At 69.1% G+C, this 1845-nt stretch carries 1 protein-coding gene and 1 pseudogene; one reads left to right on the top strand and one right to left on the bottom strand.

What is annotated here, in order from left to right; translation table 11 throughout:
* A pseudogene (locus H5J30_RS30635) lies at positions 1–357 on the bottom strand (sugar kinase); the annotation flags it as partial.
* Positions 358–508: 151 nt separating this feature from the next.
* Here H5J30_RS30635 and H5J30_RS30630 point away from each other — a divergent pair.
* A complete protein-coding gene (locus H5J30_RS30630; RefSeq protein ID WP_181790719.1) occupies positions 509–1825 on the top strand; it encodes an ABC transporter substrate-binding protein in 1317 nt (438 codons plus the stop codon).
* Positions 1826–1845 lie beyond the last annotated feature (20 nt).

The raw sequence follows: 1845 nt of genomic DNA, 5'->3' as shown, positions 1-1845 counted from the left end.
CCGGCCGCCGTCGGCGAGCGGGCGCTCGGCGCGGGCGAGTTCGGTACGTGCCAGGTCGAACAGCTCCACGCGTACCCGGGTCTCGCCGACGTCGACGCCGACGATGTGCCCACAGCGCGGCGCCACCCGCAGCAGGGTGCGGGGCCGTCCGCCGTCCGAGTCGACCGCGCCCGCCTCCTCCAGCACCCCCTCCGCGATCAGCTCCGCGGCGACGTTGCTGATCGACCCGGAGCTGAGCCCGGTGACGGGGCCCAACTCCTGGCGGCTCAGGGGTCCCTCGAAGTACAGGTGGCGCAGCACCGCGGAGCGGTTGCTGCGGCGCAGGTCGCGCACGGTACGGCCGTTGCTTCTCGCCATGTGGCTCCTTCCCGGAGGAAACATACGTGCCGGGAAACCCGTGTGAGAAGGGTTGACGAGGACTTCTTTCACTACTTAACTCACGGCCTGAATTAAGCGCGCGCCGCGTTCACAGTCTTAAGTCATGCGCCCGGAGAGGGGCCCCACGACCATGCGCAGAAACCGCCTGGCGGCGACCGCCGCACTCGCCACCGCCCTCAGTGTGACCGCCGCCGCCTGCGGCGGCGGCAGCTCCACCGGCTCGGAGGGGAACAACGACAAGCCCAAGGAGCTGACCTACTGGGCGAGCAACCAGGGCACCAGCCTGGAGCACGACAAGGAGGTGCTGACCCCGGAGATCGAGAAGTTCGAGAAGGAGACGGGCATCGACGTCAAGCTGGAGGTCATCCCCTGGGACAGCCTGCTCGACCGGATCCTCGCGGCCACCACGTCGGGGCAGGGCCCCGACGTGCTCAACATCGGCAACACCTGGTCCGCTTCGCTGCAGGCCACCGACGGGCTGCTCGCCTGGGACGACGAGACGCTGGACAAGATCGGCGGCAAGGACCGGTTCGTACCCGCCGCGCTGGCCGCCGCGGGCGCCGAGGGCCGGCCGCCGGCGGCGGTGCCGCTGTACTCCCTCTCGTACGCCCTCTACTACAACAAGGCGATGTTCGCCGAGGCCGGCATCGAGGAACCCCCCGCCACCTGGGACGAGTTCGTCGACGTCGGCAAGAAGCTGACGAAGGACGGCAAGTACGGCGTCGCCGTCGAGGGCGGCAACCCGGTGGAGAACTCCCACCACGCCTTCGTCTTCGGCAAGCAGCACGGCGCGGACTTCTTCGACGCCCAGGGCAACCCCACGTTCGACAGCCCGGAGGCCGTCGCGGCCGTCAAGCAGTACGTCGACTTCCTCGCCAACGACAAGATCGCCGCGGTCGGCAACGCCGAGTACGCGCAGAACCAGTCGATCAAGGACCTTGCCACCGGCAAGGCCGGCATGCTCCTGTGGCAGGCCGCCGGCAGCTCGCTCAAGGCGCACGGCATGAAGCCCGAGGAGTACGGCGTGGCGCCCGTGCCCATGCAGAGCGAGAACCCGCCGGAGGGGCAGAACGTCAACTCCATGGTCGCCGGCATCAACATCGCCGTCTTCAAGAACACCGACAACCTCGACGGCGCCCTGGACTTCGTGGAGTTCATGACCTCGAACGAGGAGCAGCTGGTCCTCAACTCGACCTACGGCTCCATCCCGCCGGTGAAGGAGGCGCAGGAGGACCGGGCGTTCAGCAGCACGGACCTGACCGTGCTGCGCGAGGTGCTCTCCACCACCTCCGCGCCGCTGCCGCAGGTGCCGGACGAGGCGCAGTTCGAGACCCTCGTCGGCGACGCGATGAAGGAGCTGTTCGCGGACGCCGCCGCCGGCGACGAGGTCACCACGGAGTCGGTCCAGAAGCGGCTGACCGAGGCCCAGCAGCAGATGCAGAAGTGAGCGGCCCCGGATGACCGCGA

It is taken from the genome of Streptomyces phytophilus, from assembly GCF_013870535.1.
Classification (GTDB): domain Bacteria; phylum Actinomycetota; class Actinomycetes; order Streptomycetales; family Streptomycetaceae; genus Streptomyces; species Streptomyces phytophilus.
This window is presented reverse-complemented; position numbering and strand designations above follow the sequence as displayed.